At 40.5% G+C, this 24,047-nt stretch carries 23 protein-coding genes; 6 read left to right on the top strand and 17 right to left on the bottom strand.

The window, feature by feature from the left end:
* Positions 1 to 483 precede the first annotated feature (483 nt).
* The 3 genes from AC0VZ9_RS04175 to AC0VZ9_RS04165 all read right to left on the bottom strand — a co-directional run bounded on the left by AC0VZ9_RS04175 (position 484) and on the right by AC0VZ9_RS04165 (position 3,544).
* Positions 484 to 2,619: a heavy metal translocating P-type ATPase gene (locus tag AC0VZ9_RS04175; protein WP_082919362.1), complete on the bottom strand. Its 2,136-nt coding sequence runs from the start codon at positions 2,617 to 2,619 to the stop codon at positions 484 to 486.
* Positions 2,612 to 2,980 carry an ArsR/SmtB family transcription factor gene (locus AC0VZ9_RS04170; RefSeq protein ID WP_019379488.1) on the bottom strand — a complete coding sequence of 123 codons (369 nt, stop codon included), beginning with the start codon at positions 2,978 to 2,980 and terminating at the stop codon, positions 2,612 to 2,614. Before AC0VZ9_RS04170 ends, AC0VZ9_RS04175 begins: the two co-directional genes overlap by 8 nt.
* A 183-nt stretch (positions 2,981 to 3,163) precedes the next feature.
* Entirely contained in the window at positions 3,164 to 3,544 is a 381-nt protein-coding gene (locus AC0VZ9_RS04165; RefSeq protein ID WP_071157924.1) for a FixH family protein, read from the bottom strand.
* A 201-nt stretch (positions 3,545 to 3,745) separates the two neighbouring features.
* Between AC0VZ9_RS04165 and AC0VZ9_RS04160 the strand changes: the two genes are divergently transcribed.
* Together AC0VZ9_RS04160 and trmL are read left to right on the top strand one after the other, a co-directional pair.
* Positions 3,746 to 4,243 carry a PCYCGC motif-containing (lipo)protein gene (locus tag AC0VZ9_RS04160; RefSeq protein WP_269465762.1) on the top strand — a complete coding sequence of 166 codons (498 nt, stop codon included), beginning with the start codon at positions 3,746 to 3,748 and terminating at the stop codon, positions 4,241 to 4,243.
* Positions 4,244 to 4,386: 143 nt separating this feature from the next.
* Entirely contained in the window at positions 4,387 to 4,857 is a 471-nt protein-coding gene (gene trmL / locus AC0VZ9_RS04155; protein WP_009335240.1) for a tRNA (uridine(34)/cytosine(34)/5-carboxymethylaminomethyluridine(34)-2'-O)-methyltransferase TrmL, read from the top strand.
* A 393-nt stretch (positions 4,858 to 5,250) separates the two neighbouring features.
* On the opposite strand, the gene AC0VZ9_RS04150 is transcribed toward trmL, so the two are convergent.
* The 4 genes from AC0VZ9_RS04150 to AC0VZ9_RS04135 all read right to left on the bottom strand — a co-directional run bounded on the left by AC0VZ9_RS04150 (position 5,251) and on the right by AC0VZ9_RS04135 (position 7,299).
* The gene (locus tag AC0VZ9_RS04150; RefSeq protein ID WP_009335242.1) at positions 5,251 to 5,538 is read right to left on the bottom strand and encodes a hypothetical protein; all 288 of its coding nucleotides are present in this window, start codon (positions 5,536 to 5,538) and stop codon (positions 5,251 to 5,253) included.
* A 159-nt stretch (positions 5,539 to 5,697) separates the two neighbouring features.
* On the bottom strand, positions 5,698 to 6,321 hold the full coding sequence (locus AC0VZ9_RS04145) for an FMN-binding negative transcriptional regulator (protein WP_009335243.1): 624 nt from the start codon (positions 6,319 to 6,321) through the stop codon (positions 5,698 to 5,700).
* 21 nt (positions 6,322 to 6,342) lie between these two features.
* Positions 6,343 to 6,861, bottom strand: coding sequence for a spermidine/spermine N(1)-acetyltransferase (gene paiA / locus AC0VZ9_RS04140; protein ID WP_009335244.1), 519 nt, complete (start codon positions 6,859 to 6,861; stop codon positions 6,343 to 6,345).
* A gap of 12 nt (positions 6,862 to 6,873) precedes the next feature.
* A complete protein-coding gene (locus AC0VZ9_RS04135) occupies positions 6,874 to 7,299 on the bottom strand; it encodes a MarR family winged helix-turn-helix transcriptional regulator (protein ID WP_009335245.1) in 426 nt (141 codons plus the stop codon).
* Positions 7,300 to 7,578: 279 nt separating this feature from the next.
* Between AC0VZ9_RS04135 and AC0VZ9_RS04130 the strand changes: the two genes are divergently transcribed.
* The gene (locus AC0VZ9_RS04130; protein ID WP_009335246.1) at positions 7,579 to 9,354 is read left to right on the top strand and encodes a beta/alpha barrel domain-containing protein; all 1,776 of its coding nucleotides are present in this window, start codon (positions 7,579 to 7,581) and stop codon (positions 9,352 to 9,354) included.
* Positions 9,355 to 9,415: 61 nt separating this feature from the next.
* On the opposite strand, the gene AC0VZ9_RS04125 is transcribed toward AC0VZ9_RS04130, so the two are convergent.
* Together AC0VZ9_RS04125 and helD are read right to left on the bottom strand one after the other, a co-directional pair.
* Positions 9,416 to 10,936, bottom strand: coding sequence for a DHA2 family efflux MFS transporter permease subunit (locus AC0VZ9_RS04125; protein WP_009335247.1), 1,521 nt, complete (start codon positions 10,934 to 10,936; stop codon positions 9,416 to 9,418).
* A gap of 61 nt (positions 10,937 to 10,997) precedes the next feature.
* Entirely contained in the window at positions 10,998 to 13,334 is a 2,337-nt protein-coding gene (gene helD / locus AC0VZ9_RS04120) for an RNA polymerase recycling motor HelD (protein WP_475397039.1), read from the bottom strand.
* A gap of 465 nt (positions 13,335 to 13,799) precedes the next feature.
* On the opposite strand from helD, the gene AC0VZ9_RS04115 reads away from it, so the two are divergent.
* The 3 genes from AC0VZ9_RS04115 to AC0VZ9_RS04105 all read left to right on the top strand — a co-directional run bounded on the left by AC0VZ9_RS04115 (position 13,800) and on the right by AC0VZ9_RS04105 (position 17,720).
* Positions 13,800 to 15,422 carry an ATP-binding protein gene (locus AC0VZ9_RS04115; protein ID WP_009335249.1) on the top strand — a complete coding sequence of 541 codons (1,623 nt, stop codon included), beginning with the start codon at positions 13,800 to 13,802 and terminating at the stop codon, positions 15,420 to 15,422.
* The gene (locus AC0VZ9_RS04110; RefSeq protein ID WP_009335250.1) at positions 15,419 to 16,114 is read left to right on the top strand and encodes a response regulator; all 696 of its coding nucleotides are present in this window, start codon (positions 15,419 to 15,421) and stop codon (positions 16,112 to 16,114) included. Before AC0VZ9_RS04115 ends, AC0VZ9_RS04110 begins: the two co-directional genes overlap by 4 nt.
* 280 nt (positions 16,115 to 16,394) lie before the next feature.
* Positions 16,395 to 17,720 (top strand): CitMHS family transporter, encoded by a 1,326-nt coding sequence (locus AC0VZ9_RS04105; RefSeq protein ID WP_009335251.1) that lies wholly within the window; start codon positions 16,395 to 16,397, stop codon positions 17,718 to 17,720.
* Positions 17,721 to 18,087: 367 nt separating this feature from the next.
* On the opposite strand, the gene AC0VZ9_RS04100 is transcribed toward AC0VZ9_RS04105, so the two are convergent.
* From AC0VZ9_RS04100 to AC0VZ9_RS04065, 8 genes are all read right to left on the bottom strand, one after another.
* Positions 18,088 to 18,522 carry an NUDIX hydrolase gene (locus AC0VZ9_RS04100; protein WP_217027556.1) on the bottom strand — a complete coding sequence of 145 codons (435 nt, stop codon included), beginning with the start codon at positions 18,520 to 18,522 and terminating at the stop codon, positions 18,088 to 18,090.
* 173 nt (positions 18,523 to 18,695) lie between these two features.
* Complete coding sequence (locus AC0VZ9_RS04095) at positions 18,696 to 19,022, bottom strand: antibiotic biosynthesis monooxygenase family protein (RefSeq protein WP_009335252.1); 327 nt, start codon at positions 19,020 to 19,022, stop codon at positions 18,696 to 18,698.
* 449 nt (positions 19,023 to 19,471) lie between these two features.
* Positions 19,472 to 20,035, bottom strand: coding sequence for a ribonuclease FAU-1 family protein (locus tag AC0VZ9_RS04090; protein WP_180321091.1), 564 nt, complete (start codon positions 20,033 to 20,035; stop codon positions 19,472 to 19,474).
* A gap of 38 nt (positions 20,036 to 20,073) precedes the next feature.
* The gene (locus AC0VZ9_RS04085) at positions 20,074 to 20,550 is read right to left on the bottom strand and encodes a GNAT family N-acetyltransferase (RefSeq protein WP_071157920.1); all 477 of its coding nucleotides are present in this window, start codon (positions 20,548 to 20,550) and stop codon (positions 20,074 to 20,076) included.
* 107 nt (positions 20,551 to 20,657) lie between these two features.
* A complete protein-coding gene (locus AC0VZ9_RS04080) occupies positions 20,658 to 21,281 on the bottom strand; it encodes a class I SAM-dependent methyltransferase (protein WP_009335255.1) in 624 nt (207 codons plus the stop codon).
* Between the two features lie 258 nt (positions 21,282 to 21,539).
* A complete protein-coding gene (locus AC0VZ9_RS04075; protein ID WP_019379495.1) occupies positions 21,540 to 21,956 on the bottom strand; it encodes an NUDIX hydrolase in 417 nt (138 codons plus the stop codon).
* Positions 21,957 to 22,249: 293 nt separating this feature from the next.
* The gene (locus tag AC0VZ9_RS04070; protein WP_475397493.1) at positions 22,250 to 23,320 is read right to left on the bottom strand and encodes a flavin-containing monooxygenase; all 1,071 of its coding nucleotides are present in this window, start codon (positions 23,318 to 23,320) and stop codon (positions 22,250 to 22,252) included.
* Positions 23,321 to 23,480: 160 nt separating this feature from the next.
* Positions 23,481 to 24,008, bottom strand: coding sequence for a CueP family metal-binding protein (locus AC0VZ9_RS04065; RefSeq protein ID WP_180321086.1), 528 nt, complete (start codon positions 24,006 to 24,008; stop codon positions 23,481 to 23,483).
* Positions 24,009 to 24,047 lie beyond the last annotated feature (39 nt).

Genomic DNA, 24,047 nt, shown 5'->3' with positions numbered 1-24,047 from the left:
TATACCATTATTATTTTGACTTTAATCATCACTGAGAGGCTGCAGGTTCTTAACCATTTCATGAACTAAATATCAGCAACCTCCCCACCCCCTTGGAGCAGCGCCGAACCCCTTCTATATTGCCAAGGGAGCCCTAAAAAGTATAACCCTTGACTATCAGTAACTCCTCCTTTATGTATTGGCATCTCTTTCTCCTTAAAGATTGCGGGAAGCTTTATCCTGCTATCACCCGATTTAAAGCCAGTGGACCAAATCAGATTTCCTACTTTCACTGTGCTTTGGTCCTTAAAGAAGGGGCTATGATCATTGGCAGATAAAGCCTTCGATTTCTGCTTTATTCCTCCGTCTTTGAGCAAATTTTTCTCTTTTTAGGATATTAGCCTGCAGAAAGGCTTGCTTGGCCTGCCCCAGTAACCAAAACGTCGTATCCCAAAGTATCCCCCTAGCAAAAGAGCTTCCCATGAAAAATGGGAAGCTCTTATCTTATTTATCTTTAATTCTGAGTAATCTCAAGCCGTTTAATGTGACAATAAGAGTCGCACCCATATCTGCAAAAATCGCAATCCAAAGCGTTAGCCAGCCTGGAATGACCAGAAGTAATGCGACTAGCTTTATCCCTAATGAAAACGTAATATTTTGCTTAATAATGCTAAGGGCTTTTCTGCTTAACTTTACGGTAAATGGCAGTTTGCCAAGATCATCTGCCATCAGGGCAATATCCGCTGTTTCAAGAGCCGTATCTGTTCCAGCTCCCCCCATGGCTATTCCAACAGCAGAAGCAGCCAATGCAGGGGCATCATTTACACCGTCGCCAACCATCGCCACACGGTCATATTTCTTTCTAAGATCTTTAATATACCTTAATTTATCCTGTGGCAATAATTCGGCTTTAATATCTGATACGCCGACTTGTTCACCAATCGCGTTTGCAGTTCCTTCGTTATCGCCAGTAAGCATAATGGTTTTTTGAATCCCCATAGAATGGAGATTTCCAATAACATTTTTGCTGTTTTCTCTTAACACATCCGCTACGGCAATCAGACCCAATACTTCCTTTGAGGTACCTGCTGCCATGACCGTTTTTCCTTGCTTTTGAAGGCGGGCAATGGTTGCTTTTAATTCAGAAGGAATGCCGTTTGATAATAATTCCTCAAACAAATTCGGGCTTCCAACATAATACATCTGATTTTGAAAGATTCCTTTAATACCTTTTCCCGTAATGGAAGAAAATTCTTCAATACTGATGTCCTGGTATGCCGCATTTTCTTCTTCCGCTTTTTTCATGATAGCTGAAGCCAGTGGATGCTGTGATCCTTTTTCCAATGCGGCAGCAATGGACAAAAGCTCATTAGAATTTGCATGGGATTGCGGAAGGTAATCTGTTACCATGGGAATCCCTTTTGTTAGTGTTCCCGTTTTGTCAAAGGCAATGGCTTTGATTGCGCCCATCTCTTCTAAATGAATACCGCCTTTAATCAGTACGCCATTTTTTGCCGCATTCCCAATCGCAGTAACAATTGCAACAGGGGTCGAGATCACGAGCGCACAAGGACAGCCAACCACAAGTGCAGCTAATCCCTGGTAAATCCATGTATCCCAATCAGCTCCAAAAAACAGCGGAGGAACAACGGCCACACCTAAGGCAATAAGCATGATAAGCGGCGTATAGTATTTAGCAAATTTGTCGACAAAGGCTTGTGAAGGTGCTCGCTCAGCCTGAGCCTCTTCCACTAAGTGGATGATCTTCGCAATTGTCGTATCATCTACATGCTTTGTTACTTTAACCTCAAGCAGTCCCTCTTCATTCAAGGTTCCTGCAAAGACTTCATCTTCAGCCGTTTTGGCAACAGGGACCGACTCACCCGTAATAGCCGCTTGGTTAACGGATGACACCCCTTTTACTACGATGCCATCCATCGCGATCTTTTGCCCGGGCTTGACAATCATAATGTCGCCAAGCTGAATATCATCCACCTCAACCATCATTTCTTGATTTCCTCTTCGGATTAAGGCTTCCTTTGGAGCAATATCCATTAAAGAGCGAATGGATTGACGCGCTTTATCCATGGAATATGTTTCAAGTGCTTCACTGATGGCAAAGAGGATGACGACAGTCGCTCCTTCGCCCCATTCCCCTATAAAGGCGGCACCAATGACAGCAATAGTCATCAGTGTTTTCATATCAAACTGAAGGCGGATTAGATTTTTTAACCCTGTTGTGAACAAGCGGTATCCGCCAATAACCATCGATGCGCCATACGCTAAAACGGAGAAAATGCTCCCTTCCCCATTCAGTTCCCCCGCAGCCCATCCAATAACGAGGAGGACAAAGGAAGCGATGACAGTCGCATGCTTTTTCAGAAAAGGTTCTTCCTTCTCTTCAAACCGCTCCTTCTCAGGGATAATTTTTATATTCTCAAAAGCTCCGGCCTTTTCCAGTTCTTCAATGGTTGCATCTCCATAAACGGTCAGCTTTGAAGCACCAAAATTTACACTTGCATCAGAAACACCATCCAGGTGTTTTACGTTCTTTTCGAACTTTGTGGCGCAGCCTGCTCAGGTGAATCCCTGCACACGATAGACCGTTTTTTCATCTGACTTCGCTAAAGCCTCACTCATAGTGCGCCACCTCCTTTTGATGTGTAAAGGCAATTTGAATCAGCTGTTTGACATGATCATCATCCAGTGAATAAAAGACCAATTTGCCCTCCTTACGATACTTCGCCAATCCCATATTCCGAAGAAGCCGTAAATGGTGAGAAGCCGTAGCCGTTGTGCACCCCACAATATTGGCTACATCACAGACGCACAGTTCTTCTTCCTCACATAGGGAAAAGGCAATCTTAACCCTAGTTTCATCAGATAATGCTTTAAATATTTGGGCAACAGCAGAGGTATTGTGGTGTGAGGCAGATTCTTTAACACGTCTTACTTTTTCTTCATCTACGCAGGTTACTTCACAAACATCTTCATGCTTCAAGGAAGCCACCTCCTTAATCAAACGATTATTTGATTATTAGTATATGCATCTATTACCAAACAGTCAAACATTCATTTGATTATTAGGAAGATATTTTTATGTCATAAGAAAATGAGTATCCAACAGCACAAATGGTTCATCCAAATTGAAGGATGAACCATTAACTGAAAATTATTATTTGCTTTATTCTATCTTAAATTCTTTTGTTGGCATATTATGCATACCTCTTGCCGTTACATGTGCTGTTACTGAATAGATTCCCGCCTCTTGAAACGTTGTTGTAATAGAATAAACACCTTTGCCTTGATGCTCCCCAATCATTTCTTCTGATGTATCTTGACCTGCTTTTTTCACTTCAAACTTAACCTCATTGGCATCTTCAACCTTTTCCTCCCCCTGTGTGACGGCGGCCTGGATGACAGCCTCTTGATTTTCCTGTATCACTTCTGGAATGTTAACCGAAACCTCCAATAATTCAGGAACTTTTTCGGCAGCGTCATTCTCCTTTGAACACCCTGCCAGCAAAAATAAAACACAGGCAAAAAGAAAAATGGCTTTCCTCATATATAGCACGTCTCCTTTGTTTACATGTTCAAAAAATTGTATGTACCTTTTCATTATAGCGATGGCTGGTGTTTTATTTATGACTATTCTATGAATTCATTGTGCCCTTGGTAATTATTAATAGGCATAGAATCATTGAATCAGTAATTAGAATTAGGTATTCTTACATTAAAATAGCAATTTGATAGAAAGGAAGGTTTAATGAAGAATTTCATTTTCCCTATACTAACAGCCATTGTGCTAGTTTCTGGCTGTTCGCCGGCAGAAGATCAGGCATCAGAGGATAGCCATTCACATAGCGGCCATCAAGAACAGGCTGCTCCTGTCTTAACGTATGAAATCGGCAGCAATGACTGGTCAGCCGTCACCACATACAGCGACAGCCCTAAAGTTTTAGAAGCATATCAGTTCGCTATCGCACATCCAGAGGTATTGGATTACATGCCATGTTATTGCGGCTGTTATGAAGAAGATGGTCACACCAGCAATACGAATTGCTTCGTTGATAACGTAAAAGGGACCACGGTAACACTTGATACCATGGGCTTTGGCTGAGGGGTTTGTGTGGACATAGCCCGTGAGGCTAAATCAGAGTTTGAAAAAGGCACAAGCTTAAAAGATATTCGTCATATGATTGATAAAAAATACGAAAGCATGGGGACAGAATCTACTCCAACACCTATGCCTGAAGAAGTATAAAACACGCTAATCATCAGCGTGTTTTTTAATCGTCAGCAGATCCTATTATTTAACTAACGTCCCTGTCCCGTTAGCATATTACTAATACGCCCAATCAATATGCTATAATTTGGAGGGTAAATTGAAGATAGAGGTGACAATCCTTGGCCATACATGTCGTACTATATCAGCCGGATATTCCGGCCAATACCGGAAATATTGCTCTAACTTGTGCTGCAACGGATACATCCTTGCATTTAATTCGGCCGCTTGGCTTTTCAACAGATGAAGAAATGATCAAACGGGCAGGCTTTGATTTCTGGAACTCTGTGAACATAACGTATTATGATTCAATGGATGACTTTTTTTCAAAAAACCAAGGCGAGTTCTACTATATTGAAACCTTTGGTGAACAGGCACATTCATCCTTTGATTTCAGCGATGCTTCAAAGGAGCATTATTTCATGTTTGGAAAAGAAACAACGGGCTTGCCAAAAGACTTACTGGAAGAAAATAAGGATCACTTTTTAAGAATACCCATGAATGATAATGTCCGTTCACTCAACCTTTCAAGCACAGCTGCTATATTGGTGTATGAGGCTCTGCGCCAGCAGGGATTTCCCCATCTGAAATAAAACATCTTCCTCGCTGGAAGATGTTTTGTTTGTTTTCATTCCAATTAGCACTTTAGTAGGTCACGCTAATTAAATTATGTTCTGCTTAAACGGAATGCTGTTTTTCTTTCTTGTTCCTCGCAATAATAACAGCTAATAAATTTATCCCAGCCCCAATTAAATTCATAATAAAGTTACCTATCTTACCAAAGTTATCGATGGTTAAACCAATTAAAAAACTCCCAAAAAGAATTAGTAAAATAACAATAAATAACCTCAAGTCCCTTCCTATCCCCCTATTAAACTCATTAACTTATATTGTCCAAATATCCCGCTATCTCCATAAGAAAAAGCTGCCGAATGACAGTCCAGAATCCAGCTATCGAATTGATTAACTGAGCACCTTCAGGTCAGTCACTTTTCCGGTTTCAGAATAGTTCTTTGCAGGGGAACGCCTCCCATCGAAACATTGCGTTCTATGAAAATATAGGTCTGGCCATCAATAATAAATTTTCGATTCCCCATATAACTGACCTCTCGCCCTTGTTTGATAAGTTCACTCTGAATCGCTTCAACATACTCTTTAAAGTCCACGTACCTCTCATCCAAATCAATGGTGATATGATTTTTTCTATAGCCCATAAGCCAATTAAAACCAATCAAGCATAAACCGAGTATGGCCAAAAATAAAATGATTTTCATATTCGATGCTTCACTCCCTTTTTAATAACTACTGTATGAGAATGATATTAATTCGTTTCATGAAAAATAAGATCAACGTCCTCGCCTCTATACTAACATAATATTCCAGATGCCAAAAAACAGAGGGACATCCTGGTTCCTCTGTTTTTTCCTATAAACTTACAATCTCTTTTTTACCTTACCCTCCATCAGTTGGGCCATTTGCTTAGAATTAAGATCATTCTCTTCATGGAGTTTATGAATTATATTTTGATAGTCTCTTTCATTGCGGTTCTGGCTTAGTTTATCGGCAGCTTGAATTTCCTCTACCCTAATCTTGAATCCAACAATTCCTTTTAGCTGCTGTTCTAAAAGCTCCGGAGAAAGCTTATCCCATAAAACTGGATTCCTGCGATGCTTTTCATATTTTTGAAGCAGCATGGCCAGGTCCTGCTTTAATTCCTCTTCACTCAGAATATTGGCTCGACCATATACATGGACAGCCTGATAGTTCCAAGTCGGGACATTTTCTTCCTCATACCATGAGGATGAAATGTAAGCATGTGGTCCCTGGAACATCACCAGTACATCTTCAGAGGCTTCGAATGTTCTCCATTGCGGGTTTCCATAAGCCATATGCCCTGTTAAATAGCACGTATCTCCTTCTTTTATTAACTGCAATGGCAGATGAGTGGCTATGGGTCTTCCATGTTTGGTCGTGACCATCGTGCCAAACGAATTACTTTGAACAAACTCCCATATTTCATCCGCATTTGTGACTTTATAATATTTAGGAATATACATGATCATCCGCCCTTCAAAATATTATTTGAGAATCTTGGCCATTATAAAATCCGTTTGTTCTTCATCACCCATATAAAAGGAATGGGCTCCCGTTTGGACAAATCCCATTTTCTTATAAAAGGCAATTGCCTTTTCATTTTTTTCCCATACACCCAGCCAAATTTTCTTTTTATTTTGTTCCATCGCAACTTCCAGGGCTTTATTGAACAGATATTTACCATACCCCTGTTTCTGAAATGGGCTTCTGATATATATCCTCTCAATTTCGAGTGCTTCATCGCCCATTTCTTCAGTCTGAGCCTCATCGGTATTCACCTTTAAATACCCGGCAGTCTCGCCATCAATTTCAACAAAGTAGAACTGTGATGAACGTTGAGATAGTTCAGTCTCTAATTGCTTTAGGTTAAACGCCTTTTCCAAATAGGCTTCCATGTTTTCGGGAGAATTCTGTTCCTTAAACGTTTCATTAAAGGTTTCATAACTAATTTCCTGAAGTCTGCTTAAATCTTCAAGTGTACATTTTTTCATATTAATAGTCATTATGCCTCTCCTTTAATAATTTCTCTTGTTCCCCTTTTTCACATATTCCCAGTCTTTCTCTACATTTTTTCTAACTCTTTGAAGCAGCTTGAAAATGGTTTCTGCTTCTTTCTCGGAAAGCCCCTCTAAGCAAATCGCATTGGAATATTCATGTTCTCTCTTTATAAGAGGAAAAACTTTTTTCCCTTTCTCTGTTGGGAAGAGCTTCCTGATTTTCTTGTTCTGTTCATCATCTTTCTTTTCTATAAAGCCATTCATTTCAAGCTTTTTAATCGCACGGGCTGCCGTTGTCCGATCAACTTTTATCATCTCAGCTAACTTTTCCTGAATAATTCCTGGATTTTCACATATTCGCACAAGGTACAGGTACTGCCCTTTTGTAAGGTCAAGCTCTTTAAATTCGATATTGCTTATGGAATCCAGTGCCCTAGCGATCATGCCAATTTCACGGAGAATTTCCAGTGTACTCAGCTCCTCAACATGAATTTTTGTTGTAAATGCAATAATAATACCATATATTCAATCTACCTTAATTTTGTTGCATTTGCAATAAAAATAATATAATTTGTATTCCTTGCTATGAATTTCAATGATCCAATTGTCATTAGTCCTTTATTGACGGTCTGTTTAAATAGAAGGAGCACTCTTTCACCACAATAAACTGCCTATCCATCCAAACTCGTATGCTAAAATAGATAAAAATGGGAGGTGTTTTATTTGCCGGATTGGTCGTATCATCCTATTTTTAAGCCCATACTTCAGAAGCTCCCGCCTTCCTTCAGCCGGGAGTTTATCCATCGCGGAATGAGCATGATTTCATCCAGCCGTATAGGGGAAGGATTAATCGAATTTCTTGGTCATATGGAACCCTCCGGCAAGCATGCGAAAAATTTATTTGGTGTTCATTTTTCCACTCCAGTCGGACTTACCGGCAGGATTGATCCTCACTTATCAGGGATGAAGGCTTTTCAGAATCTGGGCTTTGGTTTTATTGAAGTTGGACCTGTTTCCATTCGAGGGTCATCAGGAGAACTATTTATGGACCCGAAACTAGAGAAGATACATAGATTAACTGACGCTTCAATGGAGTTAATGGCAGCTAAGGAACAGCTGCTTTCCTTAAAGAAAAAGAAGATTCCGCTTCTTATAAACGTTGAAGGAACTTATCAGGAAGCCTTGCAAATTTGTGAAGAATTGCTTCCTTTTAGCGACGGATTTATTTTGGGCAGCCATATTTTTCAATCAGCGAGTCAATTTAACCAATTTAAATATGAATTAAATAAACCTATCATCCTTTCTATTTCACAGGATGATACTCTCAGCCTGGACTATGGCCCGGACGGAATTCTTCTTACAGGCAATGCTTCACCGGAAGAACTCATTCATAAGCTGTCAGCTCTCAGGAAGCTGTACTGCGAAGAATTGCCCATCATTACTTCAGGCTGTGTAAAAGAGCCTTCAGATGCTATTAAACTGCTGGAAAGCGGAGCTTCTTTAATCATGTTAGGCGATGAGTACATTTTCACTGGACCTGGATTGCCGAAGAGGATTAACGAGGCTTATACCAGCACATTTACGAAGGAGCCTGTCGAAGTGAAAGGATGGCGCTGGTACTGGCTGTTCGGCTTAGCTATTGCCGTTGCAGGGCTCATAGCCCTGTTTTTCAGCATGACTTCGGTGATCCTTCCCTATGACGAGAGCTTTCTGGGGATCTTTAGGAAAGATATTATTTCCTTTAACCCTGCCATTTTATACTTTATGGCTCATGACAGAATGACGCTGTCAGGAACAATGATTTCAGGCGGAATCATCTATATGCAGCTTGCCAGGCATGGAATAAGAAATGGCCTCCACTGGGCAAGAAAAGCGGTAAATATAGCAGGAGCTATCGGCTTCCTGGGCATTGTCCTGTTTATTGGCTACGGTTATTTCGATTGGCTCCATGGGCTGTTTTGGCTTATATTACTGCCCTTGTTTATATTGGGATATGCAAAATCAAGAACAGCAAGTGCATCTCCCTCCAGTTCAAATCTTTTCAACAGTCCGCAGTGGAAGCTGAGCTTATTCGGCCAGCTTTGCTTTGTGATTCTGGGGTTTTCATTAGCTATTGGCGGGATGATCATTTCCGTCATTGGGGCTTCACATGTATTTGTACCAACTGATCTTACTTATCTTTGCATGACTCCTGAAGCTCTGAACGAGTTTAACGATCGGTTAATTCCTGTGATCGCACATGACCGTGCAGGATTTGGGAGCGCACTTTTAAGTGTAGGCTTGCTCGTCTTGATGCTGGCTTTATGGGGGATCCGCGAGGGGGAAAGATGGGTGTGGTGGACCTTCACCATTGGGGCGATTCCGGCATTCGCCGCCGGGATCTTAACTCATTTTTTTATTAACTATACGGATTTTATCCACCTGCTTCCTGCTTATTTCGCATTGGTTTTATATGTGATTGGCGTTATCGCAACCGCCCCTTTTTTATTTAAAAAATAATGGGTAAATAAAAAACCGGACGGTATCAGAACTGGATACCGCCCGGGTTTCGGCCTTTTGATCAATCTTTAACTGCCGCTTCTTCACCTGTTTGATTTTCATAATGGGGTTTCACTCTTTTAATAAAGAAAGCAAGTATGAGTGCAATCACCGCAATCAATGCAGAAATGAAGAAAGTGAAATTAATGCCATGCAGCATCGCTTCATTCATGATTTGCTGCTGCATGTCAGCTGCGGCCTGTGCAGATGGCTGAGCTGCACTGGCACTCATATTGGCCAGTGAGTCAGCAGACAGTTCCTCTGCTTTTTCTTTCGTGCGGTTGTTCATGACGGTAATCAGCAGCGCGGATCCAATGGCGCCGGATACCTGCTGCAGCGTATTATTCATAGCGGTTCCGTGCGGATTATTTATCGCCGGCAGCTGATTCAATCCATTTGTCATGACAGGCATCATGACCATTGACATCCCGAACATCCGAAAGGTATACAGCAGAACAAGAGTAGAATAGGCTGTATTCATGCCGATTCTGCTGAAGTAATAAGATGTTACAACGGTAATGGTCAGCCCAATTACCGCCAAAACTCTTGCCCCATACTTATCAAAGAGTTTCCCTGTAATGGGAGACATGACCCCCATGACAATCGCTCCCGGAAGCATCAATAGACCCGACTCCATTGGTGAAATTCCCCGTATGGTCTGTACATAGATGGGCATCAAAATCATCGCTGAAAACATGGCGACGGATATCACGATTGAAATGGCCGATGACAGGGCAAACATCGGATATTTGTAGATGCGAAATTCAAGCATAGGGTCATCCATCCGAAGCTGACGGAGTACAAAGGTAATTAAAGCAAGTGCCCCAATCACAATCGTGCCGTACACGAGGGGGCTATCCCATCCTTTTTCCCCTGCTGAACTAAAGCCATAAAGCAAGCCGCCAAATCCGATGCTTGATAAAACCAGCGAGATGAAATCAAGCTTAATAGCTCTCTGGGGTGTGATATCTTTTAATTTAAAGACTGCCAAAACTACGGTTAACAGGGCAATTGGCAGAACAAGGTCAAATAACATCCTCCAGCTGTAATGTTCAATCAGCCATCCTGAAAGAGTCGGCCCAATCGCTGGAGCAGTAATCATGACAAGACCAAACATCCCCATTGCCGCCCCTCTTTTTTCGACCGGAAATGCGGTAAGCATGACATTCATTAATAATGGCATCATAATCGCCGATCCTGAAGCTTGAATCATCCGAGCCCCTAATAACACACCAAATGCAGGCGCAATACTGGCCAGGAATGTTCCCAAAGTAAATAATGCCATGGCTGTAATGAATAATTTCTTATCAGAAAATCGCTGAATGAAGAATGCACTCGCCGGTATTAAAATCCCGTTAATAAGCATATAGCCTGTAGACAGCCATTGTACGGCTGTTGCATTCACACCGAATTCTTCCATGATGGATGGGAGGGCAACGTTCAGTAATGTTTCATTCAATATCGCAACAAAAGCCCCGATAAATAAAATGGCGATCATGCCATATGGCGGTTTGTTTTGACCCGTATTGGTTTCCTGCGGCATATAGAATCAATCCTTCTTTCTATGTTAAATATAGATTTGTTTATCGGATAACCCGACCGAGTCAGACCTGGATGAAACCTTCACGCAAAACGTCTTGCAAAAACGGGCTCGGTGCCCCTACGCTGTAAAGCTGCAAATCATGCATTGCTCTCGTGCAGGCGGTGTAGAATACACGGCGCAGGCTTTCATCACCATAGACATGCTCTGATGCATCATAAATAATGACGGCATCAAATTCGATGCCCTTGGATAAATACGACGGTACGACAACCACTCCTTGTTCATATTCAGTCGAGTTGCTTTTCAAGAGTTTAATTCCATCGATGCCGGACAGAGCCTCATATGCACGCAAACTTTCTTCAGCCGATTTGCATATGATCGCAATAGTTTTTAACCCTTGGCTTCGTAAATCCGCGACTTTAGAGGCGATGCAGCTGTGCAGCTGTGCGTGATCGGTTATTTGTTTCAGCTCGGGCCGCTTGCCGCTGCGATCAAAAGGGATGATCCTTTCGCCGTTTGGAACGAGTCTTCGCGTAAATTCAATGATCGGCTTTGTGGAGCGGTAGCTTCGTGCTATATTGATCACTTCTGTTTCATCCGGTCCGTACAGGCCAGCAAGCGGTTGAAAATCAGCCATTTCGCTGGCATGGGCAAAGATCGCCTGATTAAAGTCGCCGAGGACCGTCATCTTGGACGCAGGAAACAGGCGCTTTAGAAACTCAAATTGAAATGGCGAATAATCCTGTGCCTCATCAACGACGATGTGCTTAATCGAGCTGTTCGTCTGAAAGCCTTGAATCTGCTCCTTCAGATATAAAAACGGGGTAGCATCTTCATAAAGCAGGTGACCTTCATCCAGCATTTTCAGCGTCGCCTGACAAATATCCGTCCATTCTGCTGGTATCTCCCCTTCTATCCAATGTTTGATCTTTATGGGATCAGTAAAAATCTGTTTGTATATCCCCTTAAAATCGACAAAACGCAACGCCCGGATTCGTTTTCGCAGCGGCTTCAGCTTTTTCCGGACAATCAAGCGGGCTAACACTTCAGGCTCGATTTCATAATCATGAATCGAATCTTCTTTAAAGCCGCGTTTTTTCGCGAGATAGGCATGTGCCTTATGATATTCCTCATTGCTGAGCAGCTCGATTTCCTCCTGTACCCACGGCTTATTCCGTTCCGCCTTTTCAGCTTCATTAATTTGCTTAATAAGCCATTCCATCAGCTTTTCAAGTCTGTTATGAAAGCGAAGTGAAGTGTCGCTGCTATAAAACCTGTCTGCCATTTGCTGCGCGGAGACAATCGGCTTTCCTCTGAAGACTATGTCCTTAAATAGCATTCCGGATAACTCCAGCGACTTCATGTATGCATGGATCGCTTCAAAAAAGCGGACAGATGCTTTGAATTGAATGCCCGTAACCCTTGCCCTGTAGGAAGAGGTATGGTCTGCAGTTAACACGTATTCCAGCTGCCCGTATGGATTTTCAACTTCAAACTCTTTACTCAGCCGGTGGTCCAAATATTCCTGGAAGGTGACCTGCTGCATATTCTCTTCACCGAGTTCCGGGAGCACATTGGACACATAACTGTTAAACATTGAGTTAGGCGAAAACAAAATAATTTGCTCCGCATTTAAATTATCCCGATCTTTGTACAGCAAATAAGCAATCCGCTGCAGGGCAGCCGATGTCTTGCCGCTCCCAGCCGCACCGTGAACAATGAGCAGCCTTCCGCGATCATGACGGATGATCCGGTTTTGATCCTGTTGAATGGTAGCTACAATATTGTGCATATGTTTGTCAGTACCCTTGCCCAGAACCTCCTGCAGGATCTCATCCCCAATGGTGAGACTTGTATCGAACATGGACTGCAAAACGCCGCCGCGGATAAGATATTGCCACTTCTTCTCCAATGTGCCCTGGATTGTGCCTCCCGGTGTTTCATACTTGGCGGGACCGGGCTGGTAATCATAGTAGACACTGGAGATCGGTGCCCTCCAATCGTAAATAAGGAAATTTTCGCCGCTGGCATCCCTTAGCGAGCTGATCCCAATATAGATTTGATCCTGATCTGATGAACCTTCTTCCATAAAATCAATACGGCCGAAGTAGGGAACCTCCTCCATCCTTCGCAGCGTGGACAAGCGCTTGGATGCATGTCTGTGGGTGCTTTGGCTGACCGAAAGAGCTTGAGCCTCCTGCCTCAACCCGATGATGGTCTCCAGGTAATCATCAAAGGTATCAATATTCACCTTGACTTCATCCCAAAAGTGTTTGCGGATATGAACCACTTCGTTTTTACGCCTGGAGGTTTCCTCTTCCAATCTGCTGACTTCCTCCGCAATTGTCCCCATGACACTGTCCAATCGTACTTGCTCCTGCTGAAGTTTCGAATTCATAGCAAACACTCCTTAAAAAAATTTATAAAAGGGTTGACAAACGAATTGATTGCATTATATAATTAAGATAGGGAAAATATATTTATTTTTTATTACATAATGCACATCTATATAAATTTACCACAGGGTTTCACTTTTTTCAATGGTTTTTACTTAATTCTTTGATTGTCGATTTTCGACAGAGCCGTATTTAACGTTCCCCAATGTTAAGTACGGCTCTTTTAATTTTATTTATCCCCTATCTTTATTTGTACTGATCCCCTCCCCGTTAACCATCAGGACAATTTCTTAATAGCTTCCCCATCCGTTACATTGTTAACGAATAGTATGGCCTTTTAAGGAGAGATCACCAGTCTTGTCCTGCATCCAAAGCTTTATTCATTTAAAGTAAGTGAACTTTACCTTGCCGAAAGCATTTGCCTCCTTTAATCTAGTAGTAAAATAAAATTGCTAGAGGTGGCCATTTTGTCGAAACCTTTTAAATTTAAGCAGCCTGGGCTTTTCGGGCAAATGGTTCTGCTCGTGCTTACTGTACTCTTAATTTGCATCTTGTTAATTATCATTTCCTTTTCATCCATTATTGACCAAATGATTGAGAAAACCACCGGACAGCAGGCGCTGACAGTTGCGGAATTGGTTGCCGAAAACGATTCCATCATCGATGCGTTTAATACAGATCATCCAGCACAAATGATTCAGCCTATTGCCGAGAAGCTTAGAGAGCGGACAGGCGCTGATTATATTGTAATAGCGAACGGGGATGGTATTCGTTATTCCCATCCCTATCCGAATCAAATTGGCAGGGCTACAGAAACAAGCAATAAAGCCCCGCTGGCAGGAGATTCTATTGTTTTTATTGGAAATGGCGTTTTAGGAGAAGCAGTTAAAGCGAAAACACCCATTTATGATGAGTCAGGTAAGATTATCGGTGTTTCTTCCGTTGGCTTCTTGACGAATGAAGTAGAAGGAAAAATTTTTGTCTATCAATTGCGGGTAGCCGGTTTCGGAGGACTTGCCCTTCTCATTGGCATACCAGGAGCCTTTTATATCGCCCGCCGTGTCAAGAAGCTTATATTTAATCTGGAGCCAGAGGAAATTTCTCACGCCTTCTCTGAAAAGCAGGCAATTCTGGAATCAATCGGGGATGCCACGCTTGCTATCAGCCCTGATCTAAAAATTTTATCAGCCAATAAAAAAGCGCGCAGCATTTTAGGTGAGCATGCAAAAGATACGCTGACTGAGCTGCATTTGAAAGCGCTTATACAAAATGCATTGGAGAATCCCAACCTTTTCATCCAAAAACAAGTGCTCATAAACAACTCGATATACATTGTAGACATATCGCCCATCCAGGCTGAAGAAACGGCAATAACAGGATTCGTCCTGACTATTCGACCCTTCTCTGAAGTTGAAGATTTGGCGAATGAACTTATTGAAATCCGGCAGCATGCCAACCATATTCGGGCGCAGACCCATGAGTATTTAAATAAACTGAACACATTAAACGGGCTCCTGCTATTGGAGCGTTACGAAGAAGCAAAAGCGCTTATGAAGATGGAAGTGCAAGAACTGCAGCAAACTGTCACCTTTTTAATGTCTACAATTAAAGATCCTTTGATTGTTGCCCTTCTTCTAGGGAAAGTGAACCGTGCCAAAGAAATGAAAGTATTGATCACATTTGACGAAAACAGCCAGTGGTTAGACTTCCCTGACACCATACAGAGCGAACATGTCGTGACAGTGGTTGGTAATTTGATTGATAATGCTCTAGAAGCATCTTCTGCATGGAAAGGAAAAAGCGCCACTGTCCACCTGTCCTTTACAGACTACGGAGACGAGCTGATTATGGATATTGAAGACAATGGCAAAGGCATGACATCTGAAGAAGAAGCTTACTTTTTTACAGAAGGAGCGACAACCAAAAATGACCCCCAGCATGGTCTGGGCCTGACCATTATGCAGCATGCATTGAGCCAGCTTGGCGGGGAATGGTATCGTACAGATCGTTCAGAAGGAACATGTATGACAATCGCCATTCCAAAAGCTAATCCTGATTTCACAACTGCGAAGGAGAGAGAAAAATCATGACTAACCCATCCATCGGGGTGCTGATCGTTGAAGATGACCCTGTCGCTTCGTCTGTATATGAACAGCTTATTCAAAACAGAAAAGATTTCACTGTCATCGGAAAAGCACAAACAGCTTCAGAAACCATTCAATTGCTAAACGTTATCACTCCCGACCTGATCCTGCTCGATGTTCATCTGCCAGATGCAAATGGAATTGATTTGCTATTTCAAATCAAACACGCACACCGTCATGTAGATATCATTATGATAACCGCTTCCAATGATGCCAAAACAGTAAGAGACGCCATGCGTGGAGGAGCATATAGCTATCTGCTGAAACCGATTATGGTTGACAGCTTTTTTTCAACATTTGAAGAGTACAGCCAAACGAGGCATGCCCGGCAAACAAATGCCCATATCAAACAAGATGAAATACAGCGGCTCTTTCAAAAAAACACTCCAGCTGCCGAGACAAAGCACGAGGCCGAGAATTTGCCAAAAGGCATCGACAAACACACACTCCGCAAAGTTACACAAGCAATGAAAGCTGCATCCACAAGCCTAAACGCTGAAGAAGTAGGGTTGCAAATCGGAGCAAGCCACTCCACGGCAAGGCGCTATTTAGAGTATCTGGTTTCTATTAACTTGGTGGAAGTCGATATTGTCTATGGCAGCGTGGGCCGTCCGGAACGCCGATACAAACAACCTTAGCAAGCCCTCTTATAAAGGGGCTTGCTTTTTTTAGCTATGTCTTAAAGAAAGCTTCTATAGGATAAACATTGCCTGACCAAGAAGTTCAGTTTAAGAAGAAAGCTCCTAGTGAATGATAGATATCTAACATATTACGGTATTTCTCTTATTTTCATAAAAAATATGAAAATTATGAAACTATTGCTTTTTATTCAAATAAAACAACTAATCTATTCTTACGAGAGCAGCCCTGTTAAAGTAATTCGAAAGGAAGCGCTTACAACTATTTAGGAGGGTTCATATGCTCGCGTTGCTTGGATATATTATGGTTGCTGTTTTTATGGCTTTAATTATGACAAAACGAATGTCTGCACTACTGGCATTAATTATTGTACCAATTGTCTTTGCTTTAATTGGAGGTTTTTATACCGGAATCGGGGATATGATGCTCGAAGGGATAAAGCAAGTTGCTCCTACAGGCGTTATGCTTGTGTTTGCTATCCTTTATTTCGGTATCATGATTGATGCCGGCTTATTTGAACCAATTGTGAATACGATTTTGCGGATTGTAAAAGGGGATCCGCTAAAGATTGCCCTCGGAACAGTTGCTCTCGCGTCACTTGTTGCCCTGGACGGAGATGGGACAACAACATTTATTATTACTGTCACAGCCATGCTGCCTCTATACAAAAAGCTAAATATGAATTTATACATGCTCTCAACACTCGCACTTCTCTCCATCGGCGTCATGAACATGACACCATGGGGCGGACCGACAGCCCGAGTCATCAGTTCTTTGCAGCTCACAACCGAGGAAGTATTCCTTCCGCTTATTCCTGTAATGGCAGCTGGAATAGCCTTTGCCTTTCTCGTTGCTTGGCATTTTGGATTAAAGGAACGGAAACGGATTGGGATCTTCAAAATGGATGATCCAATTGCCAGTGAGATTCAAGCGGCAAAGGAACAAACCGCTGCCGCTATAGATCATGGAGAAAAGTCCGCAGAGCTGCAGCGTCCAAAGTTAATTTGGGTTAACGCCGGACTGACAATAGGCCTGCTGATTGCCTTAATTGCCGGATTGCTGCCTCTCCCTGTTCTATTTATGTTAGGGTTCGCGATTGCGGCGATGATCAACTATCCAAACCTGGTACAGCAAAAAGAACGCATTGCCGCCCATGCTGGAAATGTTCTCGCAGTGGTCGCATTAGTCTTTGCCTCTGGTATATTCACAGGAATCATGAACGGGACTGGAATGGTAGATGCAATGGCGACAGCACTTGTTCAAGTCATTCCAGAACAATTGGGAACCCAGCTGCCTTTAATTACAGCTATCACGAGCATGCCATTTACGTATTTCATGGCAAACGATCCCTATTACTATGGAATTATCCCGATCATTGGAGAAACTGCTGCCAGCTACAATATTCCTATGGCTGAAATTGCCCGTGCATCAGTACTCGGCCAGCCCGCTCACGTGTTAAGCCCGCTCTATGCCGCAGGTTACCTTCTAGTCGGCATGATCGGAATTGACTATGGCCAGAATCAGCGTTTTGCTTTAAAATGGGCAGTTGGCTCTTCAGTATTTATGATTATTGCTGCCATTGCATTTGGCGTTATTTCGATTTAATAGTTAGGGTGATGCATATTATTTGTATCACCCTATAAATCTGCAAAGCATCCTATAGTTTGAATATAATTCTACATAAATCTTATTTAACATTATTTATTTTACAGCTATAAAATGAACCAAAGTCAGATGCTGCGTTTTATGTTTTTTACGCGATTTAAGTAATGATCGTCTACTGTTTTAAATGTTTGTTATAAAAGTACATCTAAATATAGAATAAACCTTCAAGTCCTTATGTTCCCCTTTAACATAAATTACTCTTCTGCTTATACCTTTAAAAGACATACCTAACTTTTTTGTTCAACAAAAAGAAAACCACCTATTGGCAGCTGAATTTTACGATAGTCCTTTTGCTTCACAATGAGAGTCATGTCAATTGAATTGGAATCAGTGCCTCGGCTTTCTTAATATTTTCTTTTAAGTAAATAGGTGATTTTGGGTGGTTTAAAATTTCTTCTGAAGTTAACCAAAACACCTTTTCTACCTCATCAGGAATAATAGGTAACGCCTCACCAGATTCATATTCGCAAAGAAAAACAACATCCACCACATTTTGACCAGTATCTGTTACAAAAGAGGTGCTATTTACATAAGTTAAACTGTCTTTTACTTTTACACCGACTTCTTCTAAAATTTCACGTTTTACAGTTCTTTCTAGTATATTAGATGAACTTCCTTCTATATCCACCTTACCTCCAACTAGGGAAAGCAGACCTCCAGCGTGTTCCTCTTTTTTACTTCTTTCAATTATTAGCCACTTGTCATTTTTCCTTATAGCACCTTCAACATTTACAATAAACATTTTAAGTCCCCCAATATTTAATTGTATTTATTTTTCTTTAAATCTCATTAACTTCCCTTCCATTACTATGTTTTTATTTCAGCTAACCTGCACCTTCAGCTGTACAAAAAAACCGACTGGGTTTGGCAGCTGAACTCGAACATCAGCATCCACCATTGTATAAGACAAGAATATTATATTTCGAAAAAGTTATCCCTTTCTACTTTACACACTCTTAGTGCGAAGCTCTTATACCATTCATTTTTACCTCTATCCTGTGCAACTTGATGTGCCGAGTATTCCTTCCAATTCTTTATTGCATCCAATGAAGCCCAATATGAAACTGTAATTCCCAACCCTTCATCACGAGCACTTTCCAGGCCTAAGAATCCCTTTTGCTGAGAAGCTAACTCTGCCATTTTTTCCGCCATTTTTCCGTAACCTCTATCTCCCTCAGTTCTCTGTGATGAAAATATTACTGCGTAATAAGGTGGTTCAGGAGTTTTTACAATTCCATTCATACATTGTTTCCTCCAGTTTAATATTTTTATAATTCCCACTATTCTATTATAAATATTTTTAAACAAGAAAAGCGACTGCCTTATTGAGCAATCGCACACTATTTAATAAGATATTTACTTATGGTTTCATTTGGTCATTTGCATCCATTTATAATCTGCCTGGGGTCGCAGTCATTATCAAGACATGCTCGGCTACTTTTCATTAACTTGAATATTTTTATCAAACGCATAAATGCTGACAAGCTTCGGCCTGAACTAATTCCTCCAATTTTTTTTACTTTAGCAGAATCCTCATAAATTCTTTTCACTAATGTGGTCCTTGCCGTGATTCTCCAGGATGAGGTCAGCGAAAAAGACACACAGTCAGGCAATTTTACATTACATAACATCCATGAACTTTTATTTATATAAATATCACTTAAATCCCCTATGATTTCGGGATAATGACTTTACGTATGCTTTTTCACAAACTGCTCCAACAAAGGAATAAATTTCTCATGCGCATAAATGCCTTCAGATTCTGAAATCGTTTGAAGAAGAACATGATGAATAGATTTTGTTAATAAGTTTAAAGCCTGCTGGACAGAACCATTCTCAAATTTCTCCAATGACTCAGGCAATTCATCCTCGTCTAGAATAAAATATTCTCCATTCGGAAGTACTAAAATATCGATTATTAAATCTTCAAAACATACCATTCTATCGCTTATCAATGTATTTTTTACAATGTTAAAATATGAGCCCAAATACTTTCCTTTATGGTCTCTCCAGAAATATAGATTATATGGGCGATTTTCCCAGTAATAAGCAATTGTATAGCTGCCTTTCGGTATTGTTAATTGAGCTTGATTGGCTTTCATTGTAAAAGTGTCTTCAATAATATGAAAAAGCACCGCACTTTGATTTTGCACTGTCAACAGCATACAATTATATTCCACGACTTCGGAATCATACCTTATTTTTCTTTCTATTATTTCAGCCCCATTGAATTGATGAGTTCTTAAATTTGTTATAGTTGAAACCTCCCAATGGCAAATAAGAAAAGATGTATTTACAACATTAAATTCATAATGTACTGTTCGCCAATTGGCCCCATTTTTCTGCGTCCTGTATCCTGAAATCCAACTTTTACATACAGTTTTTGAGCAGCAATGTTTTTGTGATTAACAGCTAACACGATTTCATTACAGTCAGGGAATTCGTCAGCAGCAAATTTTCTTAATAATAACATAGCCTGCTTTGCATATCCTCGTCCTTGCTTAGCCTGGTTAATGGATAATGATGTTAGCAGCATCGCCTGCGGATTGTCCGAATACTCCTTTACTCTTTCAGTTGAATGCAATAAAAAGAAGCCTACTGGTTCTCCATCACAAAGGATAACGATCCGATGCTGGCCTTCTGTTACTTCTTTATAATTGCTTGGCAGTGAAGTGAATTGAACCTGCTCTTTAGGAAGCTCAAAAGAATTCAAGATATCCATATGTTCATTAGAGAAATGTTTCAATTCCAAATAATTTGTCTTTTTCATTTATTCTCCCCCTCAGTACAATAGTATGATAAGAACAAATGTTTGTACAGTTAAAATTTAGTTATTAAACCAAAACAAACAATAAGCTGCCGTGATGGCAGCTGGCACTATTTTTTCTTGCATTTTATCATGAAGAAATTTATTGATGGTTTATTTTTCATATCCTTATTTGGCTCGTCAATTTCTGAAATCTCTATCAGGCCGTAATGTCCAAATTCTTGTTTTATGGTGTGAGAATCATAAAAAAACATTTTCACACCTTCCATGATCTCAAAATAATCTTTATCCAATTGTTTGCCCTTGCCAAACATGGGGGCTTTTTTTGAAACAGCTGTAAAAATCATATAGCCATTTGGCTTTAATTGATCATAGCAATCTTTAATAAACTTCTCTCTCTCATCCTTATTCAATAAGTGAATAAGGGCATGGGAGAATACACCAGTGTAAAGCTGGTCATCAAAAGGCATGTCAGTTACTGAGCCATGAAAAATTCTGCTGTCAATCCCATGTTGGCTTGCCAGATCAATGGCTGTTTTTGAAATCTCAATGCCTGTCACATTTATGCCATTTTCAATAAAAACCTTCGCATTTCTTCCATATCCAAAACCCGGCAACAGTATATCCTTAACATTCTCTTCAAGGAAAAAGTCCTTTGTTAAGATAGCGGAATCTGCAGCCTCAAATCCCCACATCGTTTGTTTTTCTATAAAACTGGATTCCCAGAATTCCATTAGATCTCTATCTCCTTTATGTTTTATTTTCATTGCAGCACTAGCGGCTTAACACTTATATATTTTTTAATAATAGACATAATGACTCTTTAATAACTATAATTGTTTTTTATTTTTTTGTAAATGTAATTCCTTAACAATTAACAGAATGTATTCTTTACTACAATTAAGTTAAGCCAGCCTGCTCCTTTAAGTAAACAAAAAGCTGCCTGATTTGGCAGCTGCTATGAAAAAGCACATGATAATTAAGGAGCGATATTATGTACCTTCAACCCAATAAGTAGTTTTCCTCAAGATAAGATCGTTTTTAAATAATTCTTCATATACAGCCGATAACTCATCCGGAAATTTCACTATCCCAGCATCACTTACAAATCGGATTCCCTTTATCTTATTTAATTCATTCATACAAGGTACACCGCTGACAGAATCTGCAAAGTAGAAGTAACCCGTCCACTGGATATCTCTGAAATAGAAATTTCCCTGATACACCTCAGTAAGTGCATGAACGGTTAATCCGATTTCCTCTTTTACTTCCCGTTTTGCACACTTTGATGGAGTTTCGCCTAATTCCTGTTTTCCCCCTGGAAAATTCCACAGATCCCCTCTATCTTGTACTACTAAAATATGATGGTCCTCATCTTTTATCAGGACACGGGTGAAAATATTTTGCATATACGCTTTTTCCTCTCCACTAAAAGAAACAATTTTATGGCATAGAAGATACAGCCAAATCAATAAAAACGATTGCAAAAACTAAAAAACCATGAAAAAGCTAGAATACAATACCAATTTTGGCTCTCTTATTTGTTTATAAAGGGTAAGTCCCGACACGATCGAAATAATCCATGTAATCATGCCCCATAGGGAAAATAAAAACCAAAATTTGCAATCAATAACAATCAAATGAAAAAATAATAAAGACTAGGATACCGTTTAAATTCTTTCAATCTCATCACAGGAGTTACTCAACAAAGGCACCCTGACTTTTGGGATCTAATAGAAAGAATTGCCGAAAGCAAATATTCAGCGTCCAATCCTACTCCGCAAATCAAAGCCGAGCCTCGCTGATATTGCCAGGGTAAGCCTATAAAATACAGGCCCTTAACTTCAGTGATCCCCCTTTTATGTATTGGTTTTCCTTCATTGGAGATGACACCTTTTATATTAATCCAGTCGTATGAAGGAACGAAACCAGTGGACCAGATAATACTATCGAATTTCCTCCGAGTCTGATCTTCAAATAGAACTTCTGTATCATTGATGTGTAAAACTTTAGGTTTTACATCAACCTTTTTGATTTTTATGAGTTCTTTCAGTTCCTTTCCAAAAATCGGGTCCTTCTGTTTTTGAAACCAGCTGCCTTTTCCTGTATCTTTTCCTGCAAACAGCAGACCGAGTTTATCCAGCCAATAAAAAACACTTCTTCCAAGTATCGTTAATGGCAAAAATTTCATGCTGTGACCAACAGCTATTGTGACGCTCTTATCTTTTGCTAATTCCACGGCGATTTGTGCCCCGGAATTGCCGCCGCCCACAACCAATATCTTACTTCCTGGCACTTCACCTGGGGAATGATATTCAGAAGAGTGAAGCTGAAAAGTATTTGCCCCCTTTTTTATGGCATTAGGTATATATGGTTTTTGAAATGCTCCAGTTGCAATGATTACTTGCTTAGCTATCATCTTCCCGCTATTAGTTTCTAAGAGAAATGAACCATCAGGCTGCTTATTTAACTTAATTACATTAGTGTTAAGCATGACTGGAAGATCAAAATGCTTAACATAATCAATCAAATAGTCCGCCATCTCATCTTTCGCTGGAAGTTCATTTGATGAACCTCCCATTTGTAATCCAGGCAAACTGCTATATCGGCGTGGGGTAAATAAAACCAGGGAATGGTATCTTTTCCTCCAGGGATACCCCACGTCCCCATTTTTTTCTAATATGACAAAGGATACATATTCTTTTTTTAAATAATATCCCATTGCTAATCCTGCCTGAACTCCACCAATAATGGCCACTTCATAATTTATTATGGTTCTCACTCCTCTCACACAAAAGTTATTCAAATATTGATTTGAATATTATTATATAATAACCAGAAAAAGGAATACACATTTTAAAAATAAAAACAGCTGCCTCTTGGCAGCTGTTCATAAAAAATGGACCTTCTTTGTCAATGAACCGAAGGCCCCTTTAAGTTAATTGCATGGTTGTAATACAAGTACCCTCATTCTCAAAAGTTGAAATTTCTGATTCCGATGTTTTTCCATCATACTTAATCTTTATTTGATATGTTTCATCTCTTGGGAGCCATAAATCAAAAAATCCATTTGCTTGGGACTTTACTTTTTCGTTCAAAATGACATTGCCTTCCGTATCTTCGATATATACATCAAACTCTTTATCAGCTAATTCACCTTGACAACCTGTCAAGCTATGATTAGTTCAAGGGTGGGTTTCATTAACGTAAGGTGCAATTGAAACGAAAAACTCTTCTTTCGGCAGATCATAGACTAATTCTTCACCATCCGCTTTTTTTACCAGTAGCTGCTGTGAGGTAATCGAAGCAGACTCGCTCTTAACGTTTCCTGCACTATAATCATTCACCAATTCCTTGATGTTATCAGCCTTCAAAGCGGCCTCATCATTTGAATCGGCTTGTCCACAGCCAGCTAATACTATTGAAATGAGTAAGACAGACAGAAATAGTTTTACCTTCATCTTTGTTCACATCCTTATTCAGTTTCATGCTTAAATAAC

The organism is Cytobacillus sp. QJM3NY_8 (assembly GCF_056173585.1).
This window is presented reverse-complemented; position numbering and strand designations above follow the sequence as displayed.

What these genes read in the sequence shown, in the direction of transcription:
- AC0VZ9_RS04080 (WP_009335255.1), bottom strand. Translation starts at nt 21,281, where the DNA reads ATGGAATTCTGGGAATCCAGTTTTATAGAAAAACAAACGATGTGGGGA.
- AC0VZ9_RS04145 (WP_009335243.1), bottom strand. Translation starts at nt 6,321, where the DNA reads ATGTATATTCCTAAATATTATAAAGTCACAAATGCGGATGAAATATGG.
- AC0VZ9_RS04075 (WP_019379495.1), bottom strand. Translation starts at nt 21,956, where the DNA reads ATGCAAAATATTTTCACCCGTGTCCTGATAAAAGATGAGGACCATCAT.
- AC0VZ9_RS04100 (WP_217027556.1), bottom strand. Translation starts at nt 18,522, where the DNA reads ATGTTTATTGTAAATGTTGAAGGTGCTATAAGGAAAAATGACAAGTGG.
- AC0VZ9_RS04125 (WP_009335247.1), bottom strand. Translation starts at nt 10,936, where the DNA reads ATGCCGCAGGAAACCAATACGGGTCAAAACAAACCGCCATATGGCATG.
- paiA (WP_009335244.1), bottom strand. Translation starts at nt 6,861, where the DNA reads ATGACTATTAATATGAAAAAATGTACACTTGAAGATTTAAGCAGACTT.
- AC0VZ9_RS04150 (WP_009335242.1), bottom strand. Translation starts at nt 5,538, where the DNA reads ATGAAAATCATTTTATTTTTGGCCATACTCGGTTTATGCTTGATTGGT.
- AC0VZ9_RS04110 (WP_009335250.1), top strand. Translation starts at nt 15,419, where the DNA reads ATGACTAACCCATCCATCGGGGTGCTGATCGTTGAAGATGACCCTGTC.
- AC0VZ9_RS04085 (WP_071157920.1), bottom strand. Translation starts at nt 20,550, where the DNA reads ATGAAAAAGACAAATTATTTGGAATTGAAACATTTCTCTAATGAACAT.
- helD (WP_475397039.1), bottom strand. Translation starts at nt 13,334, where the DNA reads ATGAATTCGAAACTTCAGCAGGAGCAAGTACGATTGGACAGTGTCATG.
- AC0VZ9_RS04135 (WP_009335245.1), bottom strand. Translation starts at nt 7,299, where the DNA reads ATGATCGCTAGGGCACTGGATTCCATAAGCAATATCGAATTTAAAGAG.
- AC0VZ9_RS04165 (WP_071157924.1), bottom strand. Translation starts at nt 3,544, where the DNA reads ATGAGGAAAGCCATTTTTCTTTTTGCCTGTGTTTTATTTTTGCTGGCA.
- AC0VZ9_RS04095 (WP_009335252.1), bottom strand. Translation starts at nt 19,022, where the DNA reads ATGAATGGAATTGTAAAAACTCCTGAACCACCTTATTACGCAGTAATA.
- AC0VZ9_RS04105 (WP_009335251.1), top strand. Translation starts at nt 16,395, where the DNA reads ATGCTCGCGTTGCTTGGATATATTATGGTTGCTGTTTTTATGGCTTTA.